Consider the following 24,754-nt stretch of genomic DNA (forward strand, 5'->3'; position numbering starts at 1 on the left):
GTGTTTCTTGCGGCAAGCCGAGCCCGTTGTGCCGCGCATCGCTACGCGGCATCTCGTGTTGTTCGCAAACATCAGAACCATCCTCCCGTTTTGTCATGCCGCAGCGCGAGACGTGTGTGGGGTCGCGTGCGGTGTCGGTGTCCGGGCGAAAGCTCCCCTTGCGCGCCGGACTTTTTTGTCAGTGCAACAGCTCCGTTACTTCGAATGTCTTGCCAGCATGCATACCTTCGAGCGAAGGCTTACAGACGTCGAACTGTTACGCGCGGCAGCAACGCATCTACGTGGCCGCGTTTTGCAAAGCCTGTTTCTTCCGATTCCGCATTGGCGACACCGCAGGCGACAGCCAGGCGCAGCGCCTCATCGAGCGGCAGCTTGCGCAGGATCGCCACCGCCATGCCGGCGAGAAAGCAATCGCCGGAACCGACCGCGTTGCGCACCTGCGTGGATGCAAGTTGCGCATGCCACATACCGGTTTCGTCCGCCGCGACCGCACCCTGCTCGCCCAGGCTCACCACCGGCATCGTCACGCCGCGCTCGCGCAATGCTGTCACCGCCTTTTCGGCCGCGTGCAGATCGATCACCGGATAGCCGACCAGCCGGCTGATCTCGTCACGATTCGGTTTCACCAGCAAAGGCTTGGCGTCCACGGCATGGCGCAACGCTTCGCCGCTGGCGTCGACCAGGCAGCGCTTGCCCAGGCCGTGCGCGTATTCGACCAGTCCGGCATACAGGCTGTCGGCAAACCCGCGCGGCAGGCTGCCGGAGAGAATCATCAGTTCGCTGTCTTCAACACCGCGGCCGAATTCGCGCAGCAAAGCGTCCTGCTCGATCGGGTTGAGCTGCGGCCCCTGCGCCAAGATCTCGGTGATGCGGCCATCCGGCTCCTGCAGCGCCAGACACTGGCGCAACTGGCCTTCGATCGCCACGCCATGGAACAGCGCGCCGCGCGCATTCAACTGGCGCGTGATGAACGCTTCATGCGCCTGATCGACCAGACCGATCAGGCGCACGCGCTCGCCCAGTTCGGCAATGGTCTGCGCCACGTGCACGCCCTTGCCGCCAGGATAGATTTTCTCTTCCCTTACGCGATGCACTTCGCCGGGCGTCAAGGCATCGACCTGGATAAAGCGGTCGATAGCGGTATTGAAGCCGGCGACGGTAATCATGGCGCCTGTTCGATCAACGCCGCCGCTTCGCTCGCGGTGGCTTGCCGGGTGGTGCCGCCCACGCCGCGCGTGGACAGGCTTCCGCACGCGCTGCCCCAGCGCATGGCCTCGGACCATGGCAGCCGGCGCAGCCATGCGTGCAGAAAACCGGCGTCGAAGGAATCGCCGGCGCCGGTGGTGTCGACCGCTTCTACCGGGTATGCCGGCACGTTCAACCACTGCTCGTCGTACAGGCTGGTGCAACCCTGACGACCGCGTTTCACCACCGTGTGCGTGCGCCCGTTGTGTACGAAGCGAAAGGCCGCGTGCAGGTCGTTGCAAGCGGTGATCGCCAGCAGTTCCTGTTCGTTGGGCAGGAACAGATCCACTTCGGCCAGCGTTTCCAGCAGATCGCCGCCCCATTGCTGCGCGGGATCGAAACCCGGATCGAGCGACGTAGTGAGCCCGGCCGCCTTCGCGCGCGCAAACAATGCGCGGCAACCCGGGCGCAAGGCTTTTTGCAGGTAATACGAGGAAACATGCAGATGCGATGCGCCTTCCAATAGCGCATCGCCGACATCCTCGGCGCGCAACTGCGCCATCGCACCAGGAAACGTCACCAGCGCACGATCCTGTGGCGTGGAAAGCGAAGCTGTCACGCCGGTGCGCAATGCAGAACTGGGACGTAACGACGACACATCGATGCCCGCATCACGCATCGCCTCCAAGCAAAACGTGCCAGATGCATCCGCGCCCAGATGGCCATGAAACGTCACCTGGTTGCCCAGCCGCGCCAAGCCCATCGCGCAGATCATCGATGAGCTGCCGGGTGTCATCACGAAATCGTCGGCCAGCACTTCCTTGCCTGGCGCAGGCAAGGCATGGCAACCGTTGAAGACGAAATCGACGTTGATCTCGCCGACGATCAGGATGCGTACCGGATGCTCGCGCGAGGTCACGGCGCAGCTCCGTGCAGGGCAAAATCTTCGACCACGCGCGTGAGCACGCCTTCGGATGGCGCATCGGGCCTGCCGCCAAGCTGCAGACAGCGGAAGAACGCCAACAGTTGCGCCACCACCACGCCCGCCAGCACTACCGGCACATCTGGATTCGATGCGGACGCCAAGGTTTGGACGGCGACATCGCCCGGCGCAAGTACATCCTCTGGGATGCTATGCCCCACGACCACTTTCGCCATGCCCAGCTGCTTGCGCGACAACTCGCGCAGCAGATCGCATTCATAGGCATGCACGGACGGATCGGCCGACAGCATCGCAACGATCACCGTATGCGGATGGATGAAGGACATCGGCCCATGCCGCAAGCCAAGAAACGTTTCGGCCAAGGTGATGACCTTGCCGCCGGTCATCTCCAGCATCTTCAATGCACCTTCGCGCGCGGCGCCGAAGGCAGGGCCACTGCCCAGATAGACGGCCGAATGCATGTCGCGCTCCGCCAGCGCCGCGATGGCGTCGGCATGCGTATCGAACATCGCCTGTGCATTCGCCGCGGCAATCTCGACTGTGCGTGTTTCCAATCCGCTATGTGTACGCAACAACAAGCCCAGTCCACCCAGCAACAGATTGGTGAAGCTGCTGGTCATGACCAGGCTGCGGTCGTTGGTGCGCTCGTCCAGCACCAGCGCCGTCATGCGCGGCTCATTGCGGTATTGGGTGGCGAGCTTGCCTTCGGCATTGCAGGTGATCGCCAGGTGCCGCCACGCCGGCGCTTCGGCCAGCAACATGTTCACCACCGCGGCGCTTTCCGGGCTGTCGCCCGAACGCGCCAGCGATATCAGCAAACCTGGCCCTGGCGGCAATACGCTGCGCCAATGGGTGAGCAAGGTGCCCGCGGCAATCGCCTGCACCGGGATGCCCAGGCCCGATTGCAGCAACGGCGCCAGGCATTCGCCGATATAGATGGAACTGCCCGAACCGGTCAGCACGATATGCACCGGGCGCGGCTCCATCGCTTTCGCCAGCCGCTGTTGCGCTACCGTGCCGTGCAGCAGGTCCAGGGTGTCCTGCCAGGCGGCAGGCTGCTGCAGGATCTCGCGCAAGGTATCGGCGTAGCCTGCAGCCTGCTGCGTTTCCAGCGGTGCAGCACGAAGCTCACTCAGGGCAGCCTTTGTTTTCGTTTTCTTATGAAAGCTTGACATTTGGTCCAATTCGCCCGAATGTGAAACCATTCGCTGACGCCTCCAGAGTATTCGAAATGAAAGACCTGTTACAAGACCTTTCGAAACCTTCCGAAAAGTTTTCCCACCTTTCTCTTTCCCACGGCAAGCGAACCCGCCTGTGGCGCCTGATGTATGGGCACGGTCCGCGCAATGGCAGCTTGCTGGTGTTGCCGCTGGACCAGGGCCTGGAACACGGACCCACCGATTTCTTCCCCCATCCGCCGGCGATCGATCCGGAGTATCAGTTCCGGCTGGCCGTGGAGGGCAACTTTTCGGCCATCGCATTGGGCGTCGGGTTGGCCGAAAAGTACATGGGCCAGTGGTGCGGGCGTATTCCGCTGATCCTCAAGCTCAACGGCAAGACCAATATCCCCAGCGATGTGGAAGCGACCTCACCGTTGTTCGCATCTGTGGAAGATGCCGTGCGCCTCGGCGCGGATGCGGTGGGCTACACCATGTATGTCGGCTCGCCGCGCCAGCACGACGAGTTTCGCCAGTTCGAAAAAGTGCGCCAGGACTGCGAACGCTTCGGCATGCCGCTGGTGCTGTGGTCGTATCCGCGCGGCGCAGCGATCGACGCCAAGGGCGGCAAAGGCAGCCTGTATGCGCAGGATTACGCCGCGCGCGTCGCGCTGGAATTGGGTGCGGACATCGTGAAACTGCACGAGCCTGACGACAGCACCGCCAATATACCCAAGCCGTATGACACGTTGCGGGAAGACGCTTCCGCACGCACGCAGCGCGTAGTGCGTTCGGCCGGGCGCACCATGGTGCTGTTCTCCGGCGGCGAGAAGAATGACGACGATACGGCCGTGCTGCGCAAGGTGGAGTTCTACATGGCCTCCGGCGCTACCGGCGTGATGTTCGGCCGCAACATGTGGTTGCGTCCGCTCGATCAGGCGCTGGCGCTGGTGCGGGAGGTGCATCGGATCATGGTGAAGTATCCGCGGTGAGTTTCCGTGCTGCTGCCGGAATCTCTCCCACACCCTGCTTCCGGCAGCCTTGCGCGGCGCCCCTCGCTCCCCGGTGGAATGCTCCCCCCGCATTGCTTCATTCCACCGGGGAGCGGGGTGAGGCGTTTTCGCTAGCCATTTCTGCGGTGACATAACCCCATGTTCGTGCGGCATTGTTGGGTTACGCTGCGCTAACCCAACCTACGGGTGGTGCGCGGCAGCTCTCAATTTCCCTGGTCAACCATGCCGAATAAACAGCGCAAACCAGCTTGGTCCTTTCGCGCGCAAACCCGCGCCGGGTGCTTCTGTTGCGCGCCACCGAGCGGCGCGGGTGTCATTCACGCCAGCAGCAAGAATCCGCTGCAAACCGCGCCCGATCAAAGCAAAAGCGAGCTTCGCCTTAAAGACTTCAAACCGCGCAGCATGCTGCGTGTACCGAAAAGCCGCATCGAACGCCCACGCTTTCCGGTGATCGACGCGCACACGCATCTCACCTGGTCCACCCAGGTACGCAACGGCGTGTCCGTCGGCGAAGACATCACCGTATTCGCTACGCCCGATGATCTCCTCCCCGTGATGGATCGCAAAGGCGTACGCACGCTGGTCAATCTCACCGGCGGTGTCGGCAAAGGCCTGGAAAAAACCATCGAACTGTTCGACAAGACGGCGCCCGGGCGTTTCATCACGCTTACCGAACCGTCATACGAACATTTCCCTTCCGCCAACTATCCGCAGCTTCAAGCCAACGCCATTGCGCATGCGCATCGCGTCGGCGCGCGCGGTTTGAAATTGCTCAAGACGCTGGGCCTTTATCTGCGCGAACAACTCGACAGCGGCCCGCTGGTGGCGATCGACGACAAACGTTTCGATCCCATGTGGGAAGCCTGTGCGGCCTACGACATGCCGGTGTTCATGCATGTTTCCGATCCGGAAGCGTTCTTTCTGCCCACCGACGAACACAACGAGCGTTACGAAGAACTGAGCAAGCATCCGGACTGGTCGTTCTACGGTCCGGAATTTCCCAGCAACGAGGAACTGCTCGCTGCGCGCGATCGCGTTATCGCGCGCCATCCCAACACGACGTTTGCGCTGATGCACGTGGGCAACTGGGCCGAGAATCTCCAGGCCGTGGCCGATTGTCTCGATCGCTTCCCCAATACCCTGGTGGACATCAGCGCGCGCATCGGCGAGCTTGGGCGCCAGCCGCGTACGGCGCGGCAGTTCTTCGACCGCTACCAGGACCGCATCCTGTTCGGCACCGACGCGGTACCCTCCCCGCATGGCGACGATGTACCCCAGCAATTGTTCGGTGACGAACTCTATGAAATCTACTATCGCTTCCTCGAAACCGAGGACGAATACTTCGACTACGCCCCGGCCGAAACGCCCCCGCAGGGCCGCTGGTCCATCTACGGCCTGGGTTTGACAGACAGCGTGCTGCGCAAGATATACCATGACAACGCCGCTCGACTGCTCAAGCTTCCGCCATGAATGACTCCGCCCCCGTTCCGCCGCCGCGTCTGCTGGTCGAGGAACGCCGACGCCTGATCGTCGAATACGTCGAAAGCAACGGCCGCGCCACCGTGGAAGAACTGGCCACACGCTTCGGCACCTCCACCGTCACCATCCGCAACGACCTCGAATCGCTGGCACGCAGCGGCGCCCTCGCGCGCTCGCACGGTGGTGCCTTGCCTTCCACGCAAACCGTCACCAACGACGTGCCGCTGAATATCAAGGAGACACGCTCGCATCCGCAAAAGCTGCGTATCGGCCTGGCCGCCGCCAAGCTCATCAAAGACGGCGAAACCATCATCCTCGACTCCGGCTCCACCACGGTGGAGATCGCGCGCCAGATCCGGCAACTGAAATTCGAATCGCTGACCGTGGTAACCAATGCGCTCAACATCGCACTGGAGCTGTCCGGCCTGCCGAACATTCGCGTGATGATGCTCGGTGGCCTGCTGCGTCCCACCTCTTATTCGCTGGTGGGTCCGGATGCCGAACAGGCCTTGTCGCGCATTTCCGCCGACAAGCTTTTTCTCGGCGTCGACGGCCTCGATCCATTGGTTGGCGTCACCACACCCGATCCGCTCGAGGCCTCGCTCAATACGCTGATGATCCGCGTCTCCCGCGAAACCATCGCCGTGTTCGATGCCAGCAAACTGGGGCAGCGCAGCCTTTCGGTGATTACGCCGATATCGACCTTGAATACGGTGATTACCGACCACAGCGCGTCGGATGAAATGGTGGAAGCGCTACGCGATGCCGGTGTAGACGTAATGCTGGTATAACCCCTACGCCGAGCATCTCCTCGCCGTCATTCCGGCGAACGCCGGAATCCAGTACAAACGTGCTGTGCGAAGCACTCGACATATATAGGGCATGAGTGCTTCGCACGATGTATTTAAACTGGATTCCGGCGTTCGCCGGAATGACGCCTGGGAAACCTATCGTCTATGGATCGGCGACAACCTTGTGTCTACATGCTTGCAAGTCAGAAAAACGGGACACTGTATGTCGGCGTCACCAGCGATCTGATCAAACGCGTATGGCAACACAAGAACGGGGTTGTTGATGGCTTTTCTGCCAAATATCACGTGCATCTATTGGTCTGGTATGAACTTCATCCAACCATGGAATCAGCCATTACGCGAGAAAAATCATTAAAGGGCTGGAAGCGCGCGTGGAAAGCCGAACTGATCGAAGAAGCCAATCCGCAATGGGACGACCTCTATCCCGCACTGATATAGCCCGTTTCCTGCCCCACCGTCATTCCGGCGAACGCCGGAATCCAGGACAAATACGCTGTGCGCAGCACACAATTTAATGATGTGTGCTTCGCACGACGTACTTAACTGGATTCCGGCGTTCGCCGGAATGACGATGAGGTACATCCGGGCCGCTCAGCCCATCCAACCTCGTTCTAACGCCGCCACCGGCCGCTCCAACCGCGGCGCCAAATAACACTGCGATCCACACGGCAACAAACCTACCTCGCGAAACTCGCGCAGATACCACGCCGGTGAGCGCAGGCGCAGATCATGCCAATCGCCCTCCAGATCATCGCGACTGGTAAACACCTCCAGAAACGCCAAGCCCTCCAGCATTTCACCAATGCCGATCAAGCCCGCGCGTATCTCCGCGGGTTTCAGGTAATGCAGCACGTCCGTGCACACGATCACGTCGAAACGCGTATCGAAGCGCAGCTGTGCCAACTGGCCAAATCGGGCCAGCCCGATATTGCGGCTGCGTCCATAACGCTGCACCACATATTCGCTGGCATCCAGGCCGCGATATTCGATCGACGGACGCAATGCCCGCAGCGGCGCCCGCCACACGCCCTCGCCGCAGCCCACGTCCAGCACACTGCGGATCGGCCGCCCCAGGTAATGCTCGGCCAGCGCCACCACCATCGCCACCTTGCGCTTCAGGTCCGCGGTGGATTTCACCGCGTGCCTGGGATCGCGGTACCACTTGTCGAAATACGCCCGGTCGTAAGTTTTCTGCATGCTTCAACTCCCTGGAAGCGCGCATGGTAACCGGGCTTTAACGAGTTGAACGCAATTTCGTGAATCGCAGCCGAATATTCCTTACGCTGCGCCATGGCCCGGTCAGCGCCAAGGGCAACTGGGCGTTGAGGGCTTATGTGCCACAGGGGACACGCCCATGCCGACTGCTCCATTTCGATGCTCGACCTATCTGGCCTTGCTATTGCTCGCCGTGACCCCGCTTGCCCGTGCCACCGACAGCCAAGCGCTGAGCGCCGGCGATATCGCCTGGCTGCGCCGCGCCAGCTTCGGCCTGGACAGCGCCACCGTGGAGCGCTACCGCGAATTGGGCCGCACGCGCTTTCTGGATGAGCAACTGGCCGGCGGCGACGATCCCCTGCCTCCCGTCGTGGCGCCCCTGATCAACAGTTATGAGGTCTACACCACCTCGCCTGCAAAGCTGATCGCCGAGTACCGCGACGAACAGAAAAAAGTAAAAGAGGTCGATGCCGCCGACACCAACGCCAAGGAGATGGCGAAGAAGGATTTCCAGATGTACCGCCGCGATCTCTACAAGCAAAGCGCGGAAGTGGAGCTGCTACGCGCCATCTACGGCCGCAACCAGCTCAAGGAACAGATGGTGTGGTTCTGGCTCAACCACTTCAACGTCTATGCCGCCAAGGGCGGCGTGGGCCTGTTCGCCACCGACTACGAAGAAAACACCATCCGTCCGCACGCGCTGGGCAAGTTCAAGGACCTGGTGATGGCCACGCTGGAAAGCCCGGCCATGCAGCTCTACCTGGACAACGCCCACAACGTGCGCGGCAAGACCAACGAGAACTACGCGCGCGAATTGATGGAACTGCACACGCTGGGCGTCAACGCCGGTTACACCCAGCAGGACGTGCAGCAACTGGCGCTGATATTGACCGGTGCCGGCATCCTGCCCCAACGCGGTCGCAATGCGGTCGACGGCATCGACGCGCGCTTTCTCAACCAGCGCCCGGGCATGGTGCGCAACGGCCTGTTCGCGTTTCTGCCCGGGCGGCACGACTATTCCACCAAAGAGTTCCTGGGACACACCATCAAAGGCAGCGGTTTCGACGAAATCGAACAGGCCGTGGATCTGATCGTGCATCAACCGGCATGCGCCCAATTCATCTCGCGCAAGCTGGCCGCCTATTTCGTATCCGACGATCCGCCGCCCGCCCTGGTGAACGCCATGGCCGAAACCTTCCAGCGCACCGATGGCGATATCGCCGCCGTGCTGCGCACCATGTTCTTGTCCAACTCCATCGCCGCCGGCTACGGCAAGAAATTCAAGGATCCAACACAGTTCCTGGTCTCGGCGATGCGCCTGAGCTATGACGGCAAACCGATCACCAATGCCGATCCGCTGGTGAACTGGCTCAACCAGATGGCCGAGCCGATGTACGGGCACGTCACGCCAGATGGCTTCGCCAGCGACAACGCGAGCTGGTCCAGTTCCGGACAAATGGCCAAACGCTTTGATGTAGCGCGTGCCATCGGCAGCGGACGCAACCGGCTGTTCGCGACAACGGATGGCGACGTGCCGCATGCCGATCCGCCCATGTTGAACTCCGCGCTGTTCCAGCAGACGCTGGCGCCGGGCCTATCCGACGCTACGCGCGATGCGCTGGCCAAGGCCACCTCGCAAGTGGAATGGAACACGTTCCTGCTGTCTTCCCCTGATTTCAACTATCGCTGAGTCACCGAGAGGCTCACCCTATGAACCGTCGCGAATTCCTGCTTGCCGCCGCCGGCGCCGCCGCGCTTCCTGCACTGTCCTTCTCCGGCCGCCTTTTTGCCGCACCCGCCAACTCGCCACGTTTCCTGTTCGTGTTTCTACGCGGCGGCTACGATTGCAACAATTTCCTGGTGCCTTACAGCAGCGACTTCTATTACGAATCGCGTCCGACCCTCGCCATCGCCAAGCCCGGCGCCAACCATCCCGACGCCGTGATTCCATTGGATGCGAACTGGGGCTTGAACCCGGTCGTACGCGATGCGATCTATCCGCTATGGCAGAAAAAACAGATCGCCTTTATTCCATTCGCCGGCACGGACGATCTTTCGCGCAGCCATTTCGAAACGCAGGACAACATCGAGCGCGGCGAGCCTTTGAATACCAGCGGCAATTTCCGCTCCGGCTTTCTCGCTCGCCTTTCCAGCCAGCTCACCGGCGTGCCGGCCATCGCCTTCACCAACAGCCTGCCGCTCAGCTTCCAGGGCGCCAGCAAGGACATTCCCAATATTTCGCTCAAGGGCAATACCAAGGCGAATTTCGACGAACGCCAATCGGCGATCCTGGCCGGCATGTACAAGAACACGCCGCTCGCCTCCGCCGCGGCCGATGGCCTGAGCCTGCGCACCACCGTATCGATGGATCTGCAAAACGAGATGACGGCCGCCAGCCGCGGCGCGCCCAACGCATCCGGCTTCGCGCAGGAAACGCAGCGCATCGCCACCTTGATGCGCGACCAATACCGCCTTGGCTTTGTCGATGTCGGCGGCTGGGATACGCACGTCAACCAGGGCAACGTCACCGGCGGCCTCGCCAATAACCTGCGCAACCTCAGCGACGGCCTGGCCGCATATGCCGCGGCGCTCGGCAAGGATTGGGACAACACCGTGGTGGTGGTGGTCTCCGAATTCGGCCGTACCTTCCGCGAAAACGGCGACCGCGGCACCGACCACGGCCACGGCACCGTGCATTGGGTGCTGGGCGGCAAGGTCAATGGTGGCCGCATCGCCGGCGAGCAGGTGGCGGTGACGCAGCAGAATCTTTTGCAGAATCGCGATTACCATGTGCTCAATAACTATCGCGATATATACAGCGGCTTGCTGGCGCGCGTATGGGGCTTGAAAGGCAACCAGCTGCAGGCGATTTTCCCGCAGGCAAAGCCACGCGACTTGCAATTGGTCTAATGTAACCTCACGCTCCACGTAGATTGGGTTAGCGCAGCGTAAGCCAACGATGGCGCCTCGAAGCGAACACGTTGGGTTACGCTGCGCTAACCCAACCTACGAGTGTACGAGCCCCCGCGAGAGCCTCCGCATGCGCCCCATCGCCATCCTTTCGCTATCGCTAAGCTTGCTGCTCACCCCCACCCTCACCCAGGCAGCCACCGCCACCCCATTCACCCCCGACGACATCGCCTGGCTACGCCGCGACAGCTTCGGTCTCAACACCGCCGCTGTCGCGCAATACCGCTTGCTCGGCCGCAAGCAACTGCTCACCAAGCAACTCAACGACCAACTCGGCGACACGCTGCCCGCGCCGATCGCCGCGCAAATCGACAACTACGAAGCGTTCCACACACCGCTCGACCAGTTGCTCACTTCCTTGCAACAAGAACAGCAGCAACTGCGCACTATGCCGGACGGCCCGGAAAAACAGGCCGCAACCAAAGCCATCCAGGCGCACGGCAACCAGGTAGGGCTGGAAGCGCAACAAGCGGCCTTGCTGCACGCCATCTATGGGCCGAACCAGCTCAAGGAACAACTCGTCTGGTTCTGGCTCAACCATTTCAGCGTCTACGCCGGCAAGGGGCGCGTGCGTTGGGAATTAGCCGATTACGAACAAAACGCCATCCGCGCGCATGCGCTGGGCAAGTTCCGCGACCTGATGATGGCAACGCTGCAAAGCCCCGCCATGCTGGAGTTTCTCGACAATGCGCAAAACGCCAAGGGCCACGTCAACGAAAACTACGCGCGCGAGCTGATGGAGTTGCATACGCTGGGCGTCAATGCCGGCTACACCCAGCAGGACGTGCAGCAGCTTGCCTTGATCCTTACTGGCGTCGGCATCGTCCCGGTGGACGGCAAGCCTCAGAACTTCAATCCCAAGATGGCGCCGCTGGTCGTTCGCGACGGCATGTTCGAGTTCAATCCGCAACGACACGATTTCAGCGACAAGCTGCTGCTTGGCAAAACCATCAAAGGCAGCGGCTATGACGAAGTGAAGCAGGCCGTCGACCTGATAGTGCGCCAGCCGGCTTGCGCACAATTCGTCTCACGCAAATTGGCGCAATATTTCGTTACCGACAATCCGCCACCCGCGCTGGTGAACAAGATGGCGCACACCTTCCAGCGCACCGACGGAGACATCGCGCAGGTGGTGCGCGTGATGTTCGAATCGCGCGACCTGCTCGGCGGCACCGGCAAGAAATTCAAGGATCCCAGCCAGTTCATCATCTCCTCGGTACGCCTCGCCTACGAGGATGCCCCTATCGTCAACGCACAACCGCTGGTCAACTGGCTCAACCAGTTGGATCAACCGCTGTTCGGCCGCATCACCCCCGACGGCTGGCCGCTCGATGGCGACGCCTGGTCCAGTTCCGGCCAGATGGCCAAACGCTTCGACATCGCGCACGCGATCGGCACCGGCAACAACCAGCTATTCACGCCGCTGGGTAGCACATCACGCGCTGCAGGCTTTCCCATGCTGACCACGCGCCTGTATTACGACACCATCGATCCGTATTTGTCGCAGGCAACGCGCGATGCGTTGGCAAAGGCGACCTCGCAACAGGAATGGAACACCTTCCTGCTTTCGTCACCGGATCTCAATTACCGCTAATAACCGCTTCTACTCCCTCTCCCCTACGTGGAGAGGGACGGGGTGAGGGGACAACCTAGCCATAAACCGCACGTTTTTTTGCCGCTCTCGCGTAGGTTGGGGTGCAAACCCCAACATCGCGATCTACCCGTACATGGTCACGTTGGGGTTTGCACCCCAACCTACGCGGCATCTCCAACGCGCCGGTACTCCCCTTCCATCACCCGCTCCCAATTCACACCACCATCAAAGGAGCTTTCCAATACCAGGCGATAAAGGCCATCCGCCACCCATTCATAGATATGCCGTGTCTGCCCGCGCACTGACGTACGCAGAAACACCAGCCGCGTGCCGTCCCAGTGTCCGGTTGCCGGTTGCGACGGCGTGAAGCCGTAACTGTCGAACCAATACATCGCATATTCGCCAGGCTCCTGCCCCATCGCGAACACGGCATGGGCCTGCAACGACGCTTTGCCGTCCCGTTCTTCGCGATAATCCAGCAACAACACCTTCCCGCCCAGATCGAAGCGCGCGTGCACGCGCCCAACTGCCGAACCACCCTGGCCCCAGCGCGTGGTCGCGATCGCCTCCTCGCCCACCCATTCGCCTGCCAGGGACGCCAGTACATTTGCATCCAACACATTCATGCCCATTCACTCCCGGACCGAACCGGCTACCAGCAAATGCTTGGCGATCTGTCCATGCAAATAACCAAGCCCACGTACGATATGCAACGTGGCGAACAACATCGCGATGCCGCACACGCTCATGCAGAACGTGCCGGGCCAGCTCGACCACCAGTGCACCCAACCGCACACCACGGCAGGACCATCGCAGCTACCGTAGGGAATATCGTTGGCCTCGAGGATCACCTTCACCAGAGGCGCGGCAACGAAGGCAATCGATGTGGTAAGCAAGGTCACCGCAAGCGTGAAATAAACAATGCCCAGTGGCAGCATCAGGAACATGTAGAACAGCGCGCTCCATGTGCGAGGATCACTGAACATCGCGCCTACCCGCTGCCAGAACGACATGCCGCGCGTGGAAAACGCCGGCCGGCGCGGCATGCGCACTCCAAGCATGGTCTCCACGATGCGCCCTTCCACCAGCGACAGCACGCGCACGGAGCCCAGGAACAACACCGCGAACGGAATGCCGATGATCAGCACCGCCAAACCCAGCGACAACGAAATACCCGTCGTGGCCCAGGTGAAATAGAAAATGCCGGTGGCCAGCGACAGCACCATGTAGAACAGTGCGCCGTAGGTATGCGGGTCCGCCGCGACGCCAAAAAACTGGCCGGCCAAGGAACGCTGCTTCGCCGGCCGCGGCGTGCGCAGCGCGCGCTGGATCTTCACCTCTTGATCGCGGTAGATCTCCGCCACTTCTTCCGGTGCGCCATAGCTGCCCACCACTTTCGCCAACATCTGCGCTTCGCTACGCCCGGGCTGCTCGGCCAGCTCCGCACGAAGATGCTCTTCGGCGTCGTACAACGCATCCTGGATCAACGCCGGGTCCGCGCCACGCAGCGCCGCCCGCAATTGCTCCAGATATTCGGCAATCGTCCTTGGCATTTTCGGTGCATCTGCATTCATCGCCAGTCTCCTTGCAGAACTTTATCGACGGATTCGCGCGTAGCCTCCCACGCCGCCATCCACTCACGCAGCACGTCACGTCCAAATTTGGTGATGCGGTAATAACGCCGCGGCGGCCCGCTTACCGAGGGCTCCACCTCGCTGGCCAACAAACCGCTCGCCTCCAGATTGCGCAGCACCGGGTAAAGCGCACTCTGCTTTCCCGCCAGCGCCCCTTCATCCCCCAGCTCTTCCAGGCGTTTGGCGATCTGATAGCCATACAACGGCTGCCGCGACTGCCCCAGCACCGCCAGCAACACCAGCGACACCGTGCCCGTGGACAACTCCTTCTGGAACTTCTTGATCTGGGCCGCAATGTCTTCCACGGCTGCCCTGTCCTTCCACTTATGATGGAGGGAACAGTAGTGCGAAGTTCGTACTAGTGCATGGGTATGAAGTCATGGGGTATGCCTTCGCTCAGCAATCGATACTGGTTTGAGCGCGCAGACTCCCTCAGGGTACGGCCCATCGCAAAACTGTATTGGCTGTTTCGGTCGGGGCTACCGACTTCTAGCACTCAATCCGCGATGCATGTACCAGGACGTACGCGGAGCCTAATACGAATTGCCTCCACCTCCAGCTGCTACTTCAGCACGATCCCCGGATACCAGCCGCTCTTGGCCAGAAATGCGTGCGGGTCGTTCATCTGGATAATTTCGCGGATCGCGACGTGTTTATCGACCGCATGCTGGTAGTAGGACTTTACGATGCGATAACCCACCCAGTAGCCAAGATCGCCGAGTTTGTCGGCGGTTGTGTTATCCAGCCAGGCGGACAAATCAGTCTTATCCATGTCGGTAACGAACCTGCTCTCAATCTCTTTCTCCCGCCCCTTGGTTGAGGCCCTGAATGCCCCATAGGCGACGTCGCCAGACGTCATCTCGCTCATGAATTCGGCGACGCCTTCAAGTAAAGACCGCTCCAGCACGGTGGGATGTTCATCATTGGAGAGCGCCAGGTTTTGCTGGGAGTGAATGTACTCGTGTGCGATCACATGCACGAAACGGTCGTCGATATCAGGATTGAGGAAGCGCCCGGCCGGCGAGCAAATGGCCTCAAGACCGATCTGCACGCCATCTCCGGGACCGGAGATGGCCAAGGGTCGTCCACGGCCGACGACGATCGTTACCGGAGGTTTCTGGGACTCAGGATAGAGGGCAACAAGCCTCCTGAAGGTGATGTTGAGCCGCTCGCGCACCCTCGGCAGGGCAGCCATACAAGCCTTGGCCCCTGTATAAAGCCCAGGCTGCATCGCGATACTTTGCGCAATACGTGCGGCAGTGACGTTGCGCGCTTTCATGAGATGGTGCAGCCCCTCGGTGCCAGGATCGAGATAGTCCTGTTGCAGTTGCTCTATTGTCGGGTGGCCACCCGTCGCGTCATAGAGTTTGTAGAAACGCGTGACGTCCTCGGTCTGAATCTCGATATCTGTGACTGGCGAATGCGACGTGTTCCAAACCGCGGGTTCCATGGAGCGGTCGGCAGCGCGAGCAAGGGGAAGTGCAAGACAGCAGGCCAAGGTGAGGCCGATGGACCAACGTGGAGGCATGTCTGATTCCTTAGCGTGGTGTGCGGCGGATAACCATTGTGGGTGCTTCGAGTCTGCGTGAAAAAGGGCCGTAGGCAGTTAAGGCAACGGCGGCACGCACTGACACGCTTAACTTCCTCGGGCCCGTTATCGATAGCGGCCAATCAAACCAGCCGTCGCTCCAACGCTCGAAGCACCGCACGTGTGCGATCGCTTACGCCAAGCTTCGACAGAATATTGGAGACGTGGTTGCGTACCGTACCTTCGCTGAGGCGCAGCGCTTCGGCGATCTCGCCGTTGGAGATGCCGCTGGTCATCAGCTTGAGCACCTCGCGCTCGCGCGGCGTGAGCGCGTCGGGTGTTTCGAACGCATCATCGCGCCATGCGCCAATGCGCGCAGTATCCAAACTCTCCGCAAGCGGAGCGAACAGATAGGCGCCGCCGCTGGCGACGGTGCGAATCGCCTCTACGAGGGTTTCTGCAGTGACGGCTTTGAGCAGGAAGCCGCGCGCGCCCGCGCGCACGCCCGCGACCAGGGCCGCATCGTCTTCGAAGGTCGTGAGCAATAGCGTGGGCGGAAGCTCACCTCGCGCGGCGAGGGCCTCGATGACCTCCACGCCGGTCAGCTTGGGCATGCGCACGTCCAGTAGCAGTACGTCCGGCCGATCGCTGGTGACCGCGGCGATTGCGGCTTCGCCATCGGCGGCCTCAGTGCAGACGACAATACCTTCGAACAGGCTCAACAGGGCTTTGAGGCCGCTGCGAATCAGTGCCTGGTCATCGGCGATGCAGACACGAATCATGGTCGCACGCCCACTGGCGGAATCGCGCCGCTGACCTGGAAGCCCTCGCCGCTGCGACTGAACACCGCCAGCCAGCCGCCCAGAGCTTCAAAGCGCTCGCGCATGCCAGCCAGACCCTGCCCTTCGGCGACGTCTGCGTTTGTTCCCACGCCGTCATCCTTGGCCATCAACCGGACCTCCCCGTTTGGAGCCTGCGCGAGTTCTATGCTGAGCTGACGTGCACCTGCGTGCCGACGGGTATTGGTGATCAGCTCCTGGACACACCGTAAAAGGGCATCCGCCCGAGGTGCGTCCAATGCGTCAATGGCCTCGGGCAGGACGAGCCGAACGTCGAGGTCGGCTGCTCCTTCGGCCAACGCCAGCAGGGTTGCGTGCAAGTCCACGGGCAGGACGCGCACTTGCCTCACGACGGTGCGCACTTCGGCCAGCAGCTCGCCGGCGATGTCGCGCGCTTGGGTCAGATGGAATGCTGACTGGCCCTCTGCGGTACGTGCGGCCACATCGAGGTGTACGTGCAAGCTGGTCAAGTGGTGGCCCATGACATCGTGGAGATCGCGCGAAATGCGCAGTCGCTCGCCCATCAGGGCGCTCTGGGTAAGCAGGGCCTGGGTGGCATGGAGCTCCGCGTTCGCATGGGCCAGGCGTTCGCGCGCTGAAGCCTCGCTGCGGGCAAGGTGGGCGGCGCTGATGGCGAAGAGTTGGAAGCCACAGCTGGAGACCAGGATCACTGCCGACATGCCTTGCCCGCCAATGGCGCACTTCTGCGCGACAAGTGCTGCGGTCAAGACGGCCGCCGCCAATAGCGCCGTGCGCAGATTGGCGATCCAGGCCACCTGCCACGCGATCACCACGATCATGCTCGTCACCAGGAAGCTCGGGTAGAGCCAGACCAGATACTGAGCGGCGAAACCCTCGAGGAAGAACAGGACGGCCCTGCGCCGCGTCAGCCCTGGGCGCCCGTCCAGCTCGGCCGCGATATAGGTCGCGATCAACACCCCATAAACAACCGGCCATTGAAGGTCCCAATGCGGATGGGCAACAAAGGCTTCCGGCCGTAGCAGACGGGTGACAAGCGCCTGTCCCCCGCCTGCGACCAGCATCAGGCCGCAGGCGACGTGCACGAGCAAACGTATGCGAGCTAGAGGTGTGCGCGGCCAGGGCATGGACGCACCTTAACTCCCGGGTGCGATCCTGTCCCATGACGCCTGTCACGGGCAACGGGCATGACAGCGTTCACTTATCGGACCGGAAGCGCTGCCCGATCCTGCGCAACGTCATCCACCAAGGAGCCCATGATGCTTTGCCTACCCTTGCCTCGCCGGTCGACTCTCAGCGTATTCGTCGGCGCCATGCTGCTTTGTGCTTTCCCTTTCCACGCCCGCGCCACTGATCCGTCCGCAACGGAATGCGCGCGAATCGCCACGCCGGATCAGAAACATGACGCTGCGACGATCCAGCGCATCGAGCAAGCATGGTTGACCGCGGAATACCACGGCCACCGGGAATATCTGGCCTGCCTCTTGGAGCCTGATTACCGGACCTCCAGCCGATCCGGCCTGGTTCGGTCGCGCCAGGACGTGATCGATCGCGTACCGCAGGTCGCCAACGACGCGCGCGAGGTTCCCAAGCTCGAGACCATTGTGGTGATCCACGGAGATTCCGCAACGGCCCACTCCATTCTCAAGACTACCGACAAGGCGGGCAATCCGAAGGAGGTGCACTTCGTGGACGGCTATACGTTCCACGATGGCCGCTGGTTTGCCTTCAGCGGTGCGGATCTTTAGTCACTTGGCGATACAAGGTCGCGATCCCCATTTGGCGTCAATGTCCACACGAGGTGGTGAGCAATCGCCACCTCATTTCGACGAAAGACATCTCTATCCACCTCTGCCCCGCTTTCGCTCGAATACTGCAAAAAAGCTTGACCGGTCGCCCCATCGTTGTTGGGCAGCTAGCGTTTTCACACAGCCTGGACCCAAAGCGGATGTCAACAGAATTACCGGCCAGATCGAGCAGGCTGCATTGACGAGCCTTCAACGTGTTGAAGAATGACGAGCTTGATGCGCTCGCGCTGATAGGGCTTTTGCATGGCGTACACGCCGCCCATGGCTACGACCATGACGGTGCACAGCGCAAGAAATGTCTTGAGGATTCCGCGACTCATAAACGTTCTCTCCATCTCGTATGAAACTCTCACTTTCATGGCGCTCAGAACGGAGCCAGCAATCCACCGCAGCATGTGCTGCGACGATTCAACGTACTCAACTTCGTTGAGCATGGCTGCGGCCCACTCTTTACGATTCGGCGGCAATACCCAGGTCGCAAAGCGAGTTGCGATCGACAGAATCTTCGCCAGGACATTGCTCGCCATCAGGCTTTGCTCGGCGACAAGGGTTGCCATTTCGCCTGGCCGGGCCGTGAATGCTCCTTTGCGTAAGCCACACCATTAGCTGTCAGCCTATACAACCTTCTAGGCGGCCGGCCTTGATGCGGCGATGGCTCCCATTTCGACTCGAGCAAACCTCTATCGCTCAGCCGCATCAGGATCGGGTAGAGCGTTCCCGACGGCAATCCCGTTTGATCCGACAGGTCGTATCCATGCAGCCAATGAGCTCGCTGCAATAGCAGCGCAGCCAGGAGGTTTCTGGTTTGTTCCGAAGGGGTGCGAGTCTGTGGCATGCGCATAAGTCTACATAAGTAGATTTATGAAAAGCAAGCTATGGCGAACCGGAAGATAGGTACTGGCATTAAGGATGCTCTGATCTATTCCACGCACCCGGCATGACGTCCAGAAGGCCCGCAGGGTGTGTTGCGCGGCGCAGGGCAGACTGGCCGTCTGTTCCTCGCTCCTCAAAGCCGGGCACATCCATGTGCCCTCCCCGCGTGCAAGCCGCGCGGCGCAGCCTGCGGGCCTTCTGGACGTCACCCCGTCATTTAAATTCAACATGTTGGGGCCGCACGGTATGCGCGCCTCGCTGCACCCCAGCGTCTCGACAGACGGCCAGTCTTCCTTCGCCTCTGGAGCACAGCGTGGCGCGCATGCCGTGCGGTGACGGGTACGTGGAACAGATCAGAGCATCCTTAAGATGCTTAGCGGCCGAAATGAGGCACTTTTAATCTGCCCGCTTTTGACCTGAGGGCATGCACGCTCACCTCATTGGTGCATTAACGTCTGGCACCGTGACATTAGGCGGGCTACGTGGGGAACTCATTCCGTCTTACGAACCAAAAGCGGACGGTTTAGGGGAATCATCTGATATTCGCATTCAGACAAAAAAATCGGAGCGGACCAATGAAAGCAAAGTCGATTACCACGTTGTGCCTAGGCCTCCTGCTATTAGCCAACCTCGGCAGAGCTGCTCCCGCCCCTGATGCCGGACATATCACCGGCGTAGGCGGCATCTTTTTCAAGGCGAAAAATCCAAAGGCGCTTGCCGCGCGGTATCGCGATGTCCTTGGGCTGCCCGTGGAAGCATGGGGTGGCGCGGCGCTCCATTACGATGCACCGAAACATCCTCCGGTAATAGCCTGGAATGCATTTCCGGCGTCGACAAAGTATTTTGCGCCATCGACGGCTGGTTTCATGATCAACTACGCAGTCGACGATATGGACGCCTTGCTCGCTCGGCTGCATGCAAAGGGCGTCACCGTTCTCAAGCGCGATGACAACGACCCGAACGGCCGCTTCGCCTGGATATTGGATCCTGAAGGAAACAAGATCGAACTCTGGGAGCCGAAACGTTAGGTCGCATACCTGACAGGATTGCGAAAACCCGCCATCTCGCACAAGATTCGCCTGCGCAACCAAGCACGAGTCGTGGCCTTGGGTTGTACAAGCCATGGCTCGCACAGGAAGCGAAAGAGACAAACTTACGGAAACCAGGCTCATACAGGGGAAAAAACATGTCATTACGCAGACTCTGGCTTCTGCCGCTGATCATGCTGCTTGCCAGTTGCAAGTCCGATCCGATCCTCAAAGACACCGCGGCGCTTCCACCCGATACCGGCATCATGGTCGCCAACGTCATGGTGTGGTCGGCAGGCAACGTGGCCTATCCACCTGTCAGCATCAAAGTCGACAAAGTCCATGGCCTGTCGTCGGCGACGACGCTCAACCTTCCCCAACGGGTCAACCTCATCGTGATTCCGCTGCCAGCAGGGGAATACAGTTGGACCGATCTGGAGCTGGGTACCGTTGCGGGAGGTTCGACCTCGTATCGTTTGCCCTTCACGATCGAGCCCGGAAAAATCAACTACGTCGGCGACGTGCTGATTATGCTGAACAATTTCTACCGACCGGCCGGCATGCCAACATTCAACTTCAAGATTGCCGATGAGTCCAGGCACTGGCTCCCGATCGTCGCGAACAAATATCCCCTGCTGTCGCGCACCTACCCCACCGTGGTCCACTTGACGGAAGATCGGCGGCCGGTCAAAAAGCTGCATTAGCGATGGGTGCGCGATTGAAATAAAGGCAAGTCATAAAGTTGGCGATCACCGACCTGTTTAAAGAAACGCCCATGAATAACTCGGACGTTACCGCTCAAAGGGCTACCCCGGCGTATCTCGGAGATATCACGCCGGTGCTCGCCATCGCCGTACTGTCCGGCATCGCCCACATGCTGACCAACGGCCAATACGGTTTTCATCGGGACGAGTGGCAATTCCTGAGCGATGCCCAGCATCTGGATTGGGGCTTTGTGCCTTACCCGCCGCTGACCGCTGCACTGGAATACCTGGGCCTTAAGCTGTTTGGCTTGTCGCTCATGGGGCTGCGGCTGTTTTCGGTGCTTGCACAAGTGTTGGTCGTTCTGGCCAGCGGCCTCATGGCTCGCGACTTGGGAGGTGGCCGGCAGGCTCAGATTTTTACGGCCGTCGCGGTCGCTCTATCGCCACTGCCCATATTCGAGGCGACGGAATTCCAGTATTCCTCTTTCGATCTGCTGTGGTGGGTACTTATCGCCTGGTGCGTGATTCGTTTGCTGCGTGACGATGAGCCACGCTGGTGGGTGGCCATTGGCGTAATCGCTGGCCTTGGTTTGCAAACCAAGTATTCCATCGCATTCGAGCTCGCCGGCGTACTGGCGGGGGTACTGCTTACCGATGCGCGGCGATATCTCGCGAATGGTTGGTTCTGGGCCGGCGGAGTCATCGCGCTGCTTCTATTTGTGCCTAACCTTGTCTGGCTCATCCGGCACGACTTCGTTTCCTACCATTTCCTGCAAGCCATCCATGCCCGTGACGTACGTATACGCCGTACGGACGGCTTCCTGCGCGATCAGTTCGTGTTGAATGCGAATCTGTTTGCCGCACCTGTCTGGGTGGCGGGTTTGTTCGCCTACTTCAATAACCGCCGCTATCGCATGCTTGCCTGGATGTATGCGGTGCCGCTGCTGCTGTTCCTGTTTGCGCAGGGGCGTGGCTATTACACCTGCGGGGCTTATCCCATGCTGTTGGCAATGGGGTCGGTGGTGGGGGAACAATGGTTGCGCACCCTGCGCCCCACATGGCGCGCGGGGATTGCCGCATTGCTATTCATGGGCGTCTTCGCCATCGGCTTCTATGCTGTGCTTCGCATCGTCCCTATCGCGGCAAGCGGTCCATTGCGCGACTATGCGCTCAAAAACAATGGCGACCTCCGCGAGGAAATCGGCTGGAACGAACTTGTCGCACGCGTGGCAGCCATTCGCGATTCCCTGCCTGCGGAACAGCAAGCCAACCTCCTCATTGGCGTGGGAAACTACGGCGAGTATGGCGCTATCGCCCTGCTCGGCCCGCGCTATCACTTGCCCATGCCAATCACCACCATCAACTCCGGATGGCTACGCGGCTATCCGCAAACACCAGCCAGCGCCGTTATCTTGCTGGGTAATTCCAAGGAGAGCGCCGATCGGCTTTTCTTCGATTGCCGCCTCGCTGGCCACAACACCAATACGTGGGGCGTGGCCAATGAGGAAAGCCAGGATCATCCGGATATTTTTGTGTGCGGACCCGCGCGCAGGCCACTAAGAGAACTTTGGAAGCATGGGCCAGAGTTCGGATAGGTCGCCAGCCGCGCCCAAGACAGCTCCACTAGGCACCATTTAAGGATGCCCTGATCTATTTCACGCACCCGGCATGACGTCCAGACGGCTCGCAGGGTGTGTTGCGCGGCGCAGGGCAGACTGGCCGTCTGTTCCTCGCTCCTCAAAGCCGGGCGCAGCCTGCGGGCCTTCTGGACGTCACCCGTCATTTAAATTCAATCAGTTGGGGCCGCACTGTATGCGCGGTGACGGGTACGTGGAATAGATCAGAGCATCCTTAACTTAAGTAATATTGGCGCAGAACAGTCACGAGTTAAGGGATATGACCTCTACTGGGGGGTGTATTAGGTTCGATCGCTTGTTGATCGTCGAGGATGACGAGTGCGCAGCTGCCGTATTCGAAGCCAAGTCCATCGGGCTGCCATGAGCATGCGCGCATGGCTGGCCGCCTTGTTGATGGCATATGCATGCCTCGCCGATCCCGCCATGGCCGAGCAGACACTGTCGACCCATGCGGCGATCATCGATCTTCGCACTGCCGAGGCCGTGCCTGACGGTTGGGATTCGCAAACCCCTCCGGCCGATGGCTGGACCAATGTGACCTTGAGGGATTCGTGGGACAGCCGCTGGCCGCATCACGACGGCGTGGTGTGGTATCGGCTGCATTGGCAGCAAACGGACGCCAATGCGCCGGTAGGCCTGCTGCTCGATTATGCCTGCCTTGCCGACGAGGTCTGGGTCAACGGCAGTCTGGTCCATCGCGATTCAAGCCTGGTCGAACCTCTATCGCGGAGTTCCACCGCGCCACAGCGCATCCTGCTCGACCGCCGCACGTTGCACGCGGGTGACAACACCCTGCTGGTGCGCGTTTCGGGCCTGGCCGCCTATCAGCCAGGCCTGGGCACGGTCAGCGTGGGTACGCCCGAAGTGATCGAGGCCATCTACCAGCAAAAGATGTTCGTTCGCGTCAACATCCAGCTGATCAACTTCGCGATGGAAGCTGTGCTCGGTTTGCTGTTCCTGATGTTCTGGTTGCTGCGCCGGAATGAATCGATCTTCGGCTGGTACGCGCTTTCATCCCTGTTCGGATGCGTAAATGCCTGGAATTTCGTGCCATCCAATCCACTACCGTTCGCCAGCACCGATGCCTGGGAGTCCATGATCGTTGCGTGCTACACGGCGCTGACGGTCACTTTCTGCGTGTTTTTGCTGCGTTTCTGTGAGCAGCGCTGGCGGCGTACCGAAACCGTGCTGCTTCTGGCCGCAGCGTCAGCCCTGCTAATGGCTCTGCTGGCGCCGCACGTCATGGGACCGTGGCGGAATCTCTGGGAGCTACCCACGGCCGCGCTGTCTTACGTAGCCGTGCTGATCTTCCTGTGGCACGCCGTGCGCACGCCACGAGCCGACCTGCGTGTCATGGCGGCGTGCTTGCTGATACCTCTGGTGGTATCGCTGATCGACTTATTGGTTTACCTGCAGATCATTCCGGGCACCAACTCTGAGCTGCAAGCGCTGACCTCGCCCCTGACCCTGATCGGCATGAGTTTCACCGTCGCCTGGCGATTTTCCGCTGCCATGCGCCGCGCGGAGAATTTCAACGTTGAACTGCAACAAGAGGTGGATGTCGCCACCAGTCGGCTGTCTGACACCCTGTCTCGCGAACACATGCTTGCGCTGGCCAACACCCGCATCGGCGAGCGACTCAACCTCGTTCGCGATCTGCATGACGGCTTCGGCGGCAGCCTGCTCGGCGCCATCAGCGCGCTGGAAGATCCACGATGCCAGCAGGAACCTGCGCAAGTCGTTGCCGTGCTGAAAGAGCTTCGCGATGATCTTCGCCTAGTCATCGACACCACCACGCACGAGCAAGATACCAACCTGGGCAGCCAGATCGCTCCGCTGCGGCATCGCTGGAGCCAGCGTCTTGAGGCAGCCGACATCGATAGTCGTTGGTCGGTGGAAGGTGTTGAGCACCTGAACCTTGGCGCCGCGCGCGCACTGGAGCTGTTGCGCTTTTTGCAGGAGGCCTTGACCAACGTACTCAAGCACAGTCGAGCTTCACTGGTTCAGATACGCATCCATTGCGAGGACGACAAACTCAGTGTGGATGTTCATGACAATGGGCAAGGGTTTCTTCCGAACGCATCTGGGACACAAGGCGCCGGCTTGCCCAGCCTGCGCGCCCGCGTTACCCGTTTGGGCGCGGCGCTATGCGTCACATCGCCACCGGGTAGCGGTACGCATCTGAGTTTTATCGCGCCGCTCGATCCGACCATCTAGGGATGCTCTGATCTATTCCACGTACCCGTCACCGCACTGTATGCGCGCCTCGCTGTGCTCCAGTGGCGAAGGCAGTCGTGCGCATAGTCGAGAAGCTGGGGGGCAGCGAGGCGCGCATACAGTGCCGCCCCCACAGGTT

24 protein-coding genes are annotated in these 24,754 nt (G+C 60.7%); 12 read left to right on the plus strand and 12 right to left on the minus strand.

Annotation, left to right across the window (positions count from 1 at the left end; translation table 11 throughout):
* Positions 1-239: 239 nt before the first annotated feature.
* From ACTHNE_RS13260 to ACTHNE_RS13270, 3 genes are read right to left on the minus strand one after another with little or no spacing between them, the layout of a single operon-like run.
* Entirely contained in the window at positions 240-1,166 is a 927-nt protein-coding gene (locus ACTHNE_RS13260) for a 1-phosphofructokinase family hexose kinase (protein WP_440269479.1), read from the minus strand.
* Positions 1,163-2,104: a carbohydrate kinase family protein gene (locus tag ACTHNE_RS13265; RefSeq protein ID WP_440269480.1), complete on the minus strand. Its 942-nt coding sequence runs from the start codon at positions 2,102-2,104 to the stop codon at positions 1,163-1,165. The genes ACTHNE_RS13260 and ACTHNE_RS13265 overlap by 4 nt, the downstream gene beginning before the upstream one ends.
* Complete coding sequence (locus ACTHNE_RS13270) at positions 2,101-3,303, minus strand: SIS domain-containing protein (RefSeq protein WP_324938269.1); 1,203 nt, start codon at positions 3,301-3,303, stop codon at positions 2,101-2,103. Before ACTHNE_RS13270 ends, ACTHNE_RS13265 begins: the two co-directional genes overlap by 4 nt.
* 56 nt (positions 3,304-3,359) lie before the next feature.
* On the opposite strand from ACTHNE_RS13270, the gene ACTHNE_RS13275 reads away from it, so the two are divergent.
* The 4 genes from ACTHNE_RS13275 (at position 3,360) to ACTHNE_RS13290 (ending at position 7,027) form a co-directional block, all read left to right on the plus strand.
* Complete coding sequence (locus ACTHNE_RS13275; protein ID WP_440269481.1) at positions 3,360-4,277, plus strand: class I fructose-bisphosphate aldolase; 918 nt, start codon at positions 3,360-3,362, stop codon at positions 4,275-4,277.
* Between the two features lie 423 nt (positions 4,278-4,700).
* Positions 4,701-5,768, plus strand: a complete 1,068-nt coding sequence (locus tag ACTHNE_RS13280; protein WP_440269482.1) for an amidohydrolase family protein — start codon at positions 4,701-4,703, stop codon at positions 5,766-5,768.
* Complete coding sequence (gene agaR / locus ACTHNE_RS13285) at positions 5,765-6,568, plus strand: transcriptional repressor AgaR (protein ID WP_440269483.1); 804 nt, start codon at positions 5,765-5,767, stop codon at positions 6,566-6,568. Before ACTHNE_RS13280 ends, agaR begins: the two co-directional genes overlap by 4 nt.
* A gap of 165 nt (positions 6,569-6,733) precedes the next feature.
* On the plus strand, positions 6,734-7,027 hold the full coding sequence (locus ACTHNE_RS13290) for a GIY-YIG nuclease family protein (protein ID WP_324942027.1): 294 nt from the start codon (positions 6,734-6,736) through the stop codon (positions 7,025-7,027).
* Between the two features lie 153 nt (positions 7,028-7,180).
* Here ACTHNE_RS13290 and ACTHNE_RS13295 read toward each other — a convergent pair whose 3' ends face one another.
* On the minus strand, positions 7,181-7,786 hold the full coding sequence (locus ACTHNE_RS13295; protein ID WP_440269484.1) for a class I SAM-dependent DNA methyltransferase: 606 nt from the start codon (positions 7,784-7,786) through the stop codon (positions 7,181-7,183).
* Positions 7,787-7,943: 157 nt separating this feature from the next.
* On the opposite strand from ACTHNE_RS13295, the gene ACTHNE_RS13300 reads away from it, so the two are divergent.
* From ACTHNE_RS13300 to ACTHNE_RS13310, 3 genes are all read left to right on the plus strand, one after another.
* Positions 7,944-9,494 (plus strand): DUF1800 domain-containing protein, encoded by a 1,551-nt coding sequence (locus tag ACTHNE_RS13300; RefSeq protein ID WP_440269485.1) that lies wholly within the window; start codon positions 7,944-7,946, stop codon positions 9,492-9,494.
* A gap of 20 nt (positions 9,495-9,514) precedes the next feature.
* The gene (locus tag ACTHNE_RS13305; protein WP_440269486.1) at positions 9,515-10,714 is read left to right on the plus strand and encodes a DUF1501 domain-containing protein; all 1,200 of its coding nucleotides are present in this window, start codon (positions 9,515-9,517) and stop codon (positions 10,712-10,714) included.
* 130 nt (positions 10,715-10,844) lie between these two features.
* Positions 10,845-12,368: a DUF1800 domain-containing protein gene (locus ACTHNE_RS13310; protein ID WP_440269487.1), complete on the plus strand. Its 1,524-nt coding sequence runs from the start codon at positions 10,845-10,847 to the stop codon at positions 12,366-12,368.
* Positions 12,369-12,529: 161 nt separating this feature from the next.
* On the opposite strand, the gene ACTHNE_RS13315 is transcribed toward ACTHNE_RS13310, so the two are convergent.
* The 6 genes from ACTHNE_RS13315 to ACTHNE_RS13340 form a co-directional block, all read right to left on the minus strand.
* Positions 12,530-12,994: a DUF1579 family protein gene (locus ACTHNE_RS13315; protein WP_440269488.1), complete on the minus strand. Its 465-nt coding sequence runs from the start codon at positions 12,992-12,994 to the stop codon at positions 12,530-12,532.
* 6 nt (positions 12,995-13,000) lie between these two features.
* A complete protein-coding gene (locus tag ACTHNE_RS13320) occupies positions 13,001-13,942 on the minus strand; it encodes a sensor domain-containing protein (RefSeq protein WP_324942011.1) in 942 nt (313 codons plus the stop codon).
* Positions 13,939-14,307, minus strand: a complete 369-nt coding sequence (locus ACTHNE_RS13325) for a PadR family transcriptional regulator (protein ID WP_324942008.1) — start codon at positions 14,305-14,307, stop codon at positions 13,939-13,941. The genes ACTHNE_RS13320 and ACTHNE_RS13325 overlap by 4 nt, the downstream gene beginning before the upstream one ends.
* Before the next feature lie 257 nt (positions 14,308-14,564).
* Positions 14,565-15,530, minus strand: a complete 966-nt coding sequence (locus tag ACTHNE_RS13330; protein ID WP_440269489.1) for a DUF2268 domain-containing putative Zn-dependent protease — start codon at positions 15,528-15,530, stop codon at positions 14,565-14,567.
* A 143-nt stretch (positions 15,531-15,673) separates the two neighbouring features.
* Positions 15,674-16,312 (minus strand): response regulator, encoded by a 639-nt coding sequence (locus ACTHNE_RS13335; RefSeq protein ID WP_440269490.1) that lies wholly within the window; start codon positions 16,310-16,312, stop codon positions 15,674-15,676.
* Positions 16,309-17,475, minus strand: a complete 1,167-nt coding sequence (locus ACTHNE_RS13340) for a sensor histidine kinase (RefSeq protein ID WP_324941998.1) — start codon at positions 17,473-17,475, stop codon at positions 16,309-16,311. The genes ACTHNE_RS13335 and ACTHNE_RS13340 overlap by 4 nt, the downstream gene beginning before the upstream one ends.
* A 60-nt stretch (positions 17,476-17,535) precedes the next feature.
* Between ACTHNE_RS13340 and ACTHNE_RS13345 the strand changes: the two genes are divergently transcribed.
* The gene (locus ACTHNE_RS13345; RefSeq protein WP_440269491.1) at positions 17,536-18,096 is read left to right on the plus strand and encodes a nuclear transport factor 2 family protein; all 561 of its coding nucleotides are present in this window, start codon (positions 17,536-17,538) and stop codon (positions 18,094-18,096) included.
* Positions 18,097-18,308: 212 nt separating this feature from the next.
* On the opposite strand, the gene ACTHNE_RS13350 is transcribed toward ACTHNE_RS13345, so the two are convergent.
* Positions 18,309-18,713: a hypothetical protein gene (locus tag ACTHNE_RS13350; protein WP_324941992.1), complete on the minus strand. Its 405-nt coding sequence runs from the start codon at positions 18,711-18,713 to the stop codon at positions 18,309-18,311.
* Positions 18,683-18,997, minus strand: a complete 315-nt coding sequence (locus ACTHNE_RS13355; protein WP_440269492.1) for a PadR family transcriptional regulator — start codon at positions 18,995-18,997, stop codon at positions 18,683-18,685. The genes ACTHNE_RS13350 and ACTHNE_RS13355 overlap by 31 nt, the downstream gene beginning before the upstream one ends.
* Positions 18,998-19,604: 607 nt before the next feature.
* On the opposite strand from ACTHNE_RS13355, the gene ACTHNE_RS13360 reads away from it, so the two are divergent.
* From ACTHNE_RS13360 to ACTHNE_RS13375, 4 genes are all read left to right on the plus strand, one after another.
* Entirely contained in the window at positions 19,605-20,057 is a 453-nt protein-coding gene (locus ACTHNE_RS13360; RefSeq protein WP_324941989.1) for a VOC family protein, read from the plus strand.
* A 158-nt stretch (positions 20,058-20,215) separates the two neighbouring features.
* A complete protein-coding gene (locus ACTHNE_RS13365) occupies positions 20,216-20,761 on the plus strand; it encodes a hypothetical protein (RefSeq protein ID WP_324941986.1) in 546 nt (181 codons plus the stop codon).
* A 38-nt stretch (positions 20,762-20,799) separates the two neighbouring features.
* Complete coding sequence (locus ACTHNE_RS13370; RefSeq protein ID WP_440269493.1) at positions 20,800-22,356, plus strand: glycosyltransferase family 39 protein; 1,557 nt, start codon at positions 20,800-20,802, stop codon at positions 22,354-22,356.
* Between the two features lie 402 nt (positions 22,357-22,758).
* The gene (locus tag ACTHNE_RS13375; protein WP_440269494.1) at positions 22,759-24,615 is read left to right on the plus strand and encodes a sensor histidine kinase; all 1,857 of its coding nucleotides are present in this window, start codon (positions 22,759-22,761) and stop codon (positions 24,613-24,615) included.
* Positions 24,616-24,754: the final 139 nt, after the last annotated feature.

The organism is Dyella sp. (genome assembly GCF_051954575.1).
Classification (GTDB): Bacteria; Pseudomonadota; Gammaproteobacteria; order Xanthomonadales; family Rhodanobacteraceae; genus Dyella_B.

Bases quoted from the DNA above. Each gene is read 5' to 3' on its own strand.
- ACTHNE_RS13260 (WP_440269479.1), bottom strand. From the start codon at position 1,166: ATGATTACCGTCGCCGGCTTCAATACCGCTATCGACCGCTTTATCCAG.
- ACTHNE_RS13270 (WP_324938269.1), bottom strand. From the start codon at position 3,303: ATGTCAAGCTTTCATAAGAAAACGAAAACAAAGGCTGCCCTGAGTGAG.
- ACTHNE_RS13275 (WP_440269481.1), top strand. From the start codon at position 3,360: ATGAAAGACCTGTTACAAGACCTTTCGAAACCTTCCGAAAAGTTTTCC.
- ACTHNE_RS13280 (WP_440269482.1), top strand. From the start codon at position 4,701: ATGCTGCGTGTACCGAAAAGCCGCATCGAACGCCCACGCTTTCCGGTG.
- agaR (WP_440269483.1), top strand. From the start codon at position 5,765: ATGAATGACTCCGCCCCCGTTCCGCCGCCGCGTCTGCTGGTCGAGGAA.
- ACTHNE_RS13290 (WP_324942027.1), top strand. From the start codon at position 6,734: ATGGATCGGCGACAACCTTGTGTCTACATGCTTGCAAGTCAGAAAAAC.
- ACTHNE_RS13295 (WP_440269484.1), bottom strand. From the start codon at position 7,786: ATGCAGAAAACTTACGACCGGGCGTATTTCGACAAGTGGTACCGCGAT.
- ACTHNE_RS13300 (WP_440269485.1), top strand. From the start codon at position 7,944: ATGCCGACTGCTCCATTTCGATGCTCGACCTATCTGGCCTTGCTATTG.
- ACTHNE_RS13305 (WP_440269486.1), top strand. From the start codon at position 9,515: ATGAACCGTCGCGAATTCCTGCTTGCCGCCGCCGGCGCCGCCGCGCTT.
- ACTHNE_RS13310 (WP_440269487.1), top strand. From the start codon at position 10,845: ATGCGCCCCATCGCCATCCTTTCGCTATCGCTAAGCTTGCTGCTCACC.
- ACTHNE_RS13315 (WP_440269488.1), bottom strand. From the start codon at position 12,994: ATGAATGTGTTGGATGCAAATGTACTGGCGTCCCTGGCAGGCGAATGG.
- ACTHNE_RS13320 (WP_324942011.1), bottom strand. From the start codon at position 13,942: ATGAATGCAGATGCACCGAAAATGCCAAGGACGATTGCCGAATATCTG.
- ACTHNE_RS13330 (WP_440269489.1), bottom strand. From the start codon at position 15,530: ATGCCTCCACGTTGGTCCATCGGCCTCACCTTGGCCTGCTGTCTTGCA.
- ACTHNE_RS13335 (WP_440269490.1), bottom strand. From the start codon at position 16,312: ATGATTCGTGTCTGCATCGCCGATGACCAGGCACTGATTCGCAGCGGC.
- ACTHNE_RS13340 (WP_324941998.1), bottom strand. From the start codon at position 17,475: ATGCCCTGGCCGCGCACACCTCTAGCTCGCATACGTTTGCTCGTGCAC.
- ACTHNE_RS13345 (WP_440269491.1), top strand. From the start codon at position 17,536: ATGACAGCGTTCACTTATCGGACCGGAAGCGCTGCCCGATCCTGCGCA.
- ACTHNE_RS13350 (WP_324941992.1), bottom strand. From the start codon at position 18,713: ATGGCAACCCTTGTCGCCGAGCAAAGCCTGATGGCGAGCAATGTCCTG.
- ACTHNE_RS13355 (WP_440269492.1), bottom strand. From the start codon at position 18,997: ATGCGCATGCCACAGACTCGCACCCCTTCGGAACAAACCAGAAACCTC.
- ACTHNE_RS13360 (WP_324941989.1), top strand. From the start codon at position 19,605: ATGAAAGCAAAGTCGATTACCACGTTGTGCCTAGGCCTCCTGCTATTA.
- ACTHNE_RS13365 (WP_324941986.1), top strand. From the start codon at position 20,216: ATGTCATTACGCAGACTCTGGCTTCTGCCGCTGATCATGCTGCTTGCC.
- ACTHNE_RS13375 (WP_440269494.1), top strand. From the start codon at position 22,759: ATGAGCATGCGCGCATGGCTGGCCGCCTTGTTGATGGCATATGCATGC.